The sequence below is a fragment of the Ruegeria sp. AP12 genome (assembly GCF_056540025.1).
Genome location: NZ_JBQFVZ010000146.1, coordinates 1 through 883 on the forward strand (window position 1 = coordinate 1; position 883 = coordinate 883).

Genomic DNA, 883 nt, shown 5'->3' on the forward strand with positions numbered 1-883 from the left:
CGGGAATGCCGAAATGGATTTAGCCAAACCTTTGCCGACCTATCTGGTGAAACGGTATCACGGCTGGAAAGCGACGACCTATTCCGAAAATCAGGTCTGGTATCGGCGTTTGGCGGATGAGGGGCAGCGCCCACGTGCGATGGTGATTTGCTGTTGCGACAGCCGGGTTCATGTGACCGCGATCTTCGGTGCCGATCAGGGTGAGTTCTTCATTCACCGCAACATTGCCAACCTGGTGCCCCCTTACGCCCCGGATGGGGATCACCACGGGACCAGTGCAGCCATCGAATATGCGGTGACCGCGTTGAAAGTGGCGCATCTGATCGTGCTTGGTCATTCGCAATGCGGTGGGGTGCAGGGCTGTATCGACATGTGCAAAGGGCAGGCCCCGCAGCTGGAAGCGAAAGAGAGCTTTGTTGGCCGTTGGATGGATATCCTCAAGCCCAAGTACGAACAGGTCGCGGATATCGAGGATGGCGTCGAGCAGGCCCGCCAGTTTGAACGTCAGGCCGTCGTTGCGTCGCTGGAAAACCTGATGACCTTCCCGTTTGTTTCCGACGCGGTCAAGACCGACACGCTCAGCCTGCACGGGCTTTGGACAGATATCGGCGCGGGCGGGTTGGAGTGTTTCGATCCCTATCAGAAAAAGTTCGTTCCGGTCTAACGCCCTAGCATCGCGGTAAGCAGCGGTTCCGTCCAATTTTCTATGATATGCTCCAGACAAAGGAATTACCCTTTGGAGCATATTATGAAATTGATTAAACGCGTTTTTCTTGGCCTGGTCGTTCTTGTACTGGCACTGGTCGGCATTGCGTATTTGCTGCCCTCAAAAGCCGAAGTATCCCGCAGTATCACCATCAACGCGCCGCCCGAGGCGATCTTT

At 55.6% G+C, this 883-nt stretch carries 1 protein-coding gene; it reads left to right on the forward strand.

What is annotated here, in order from left to right; translation table 11 throughout:
- Nucleotides 1–13: 13 nt before the first annotated feature.
- Nucleotides 14–664 (forward strand): carbonic anhydrase, encoded by a 651-nt coding sequence (locus ACR0E6_RS21875; RefSeq protein WP_419739452.1) that lies wholly within the window; start codon nt 14–16, stop codon nt 662–664.
- Nucleotides 665–883: the final 219 nt, after the last annotated feature.

Bases quoted from the DNA above. Each gene is read 5' to 3' on its own strand.
- ACR0E6_RS21875 (WP_419739452.1), top strand. From the start codon at position 14: ATGGATTTAGCCAAACCTTTGCCGACCTATCTGGTGAAACGGTATCAC.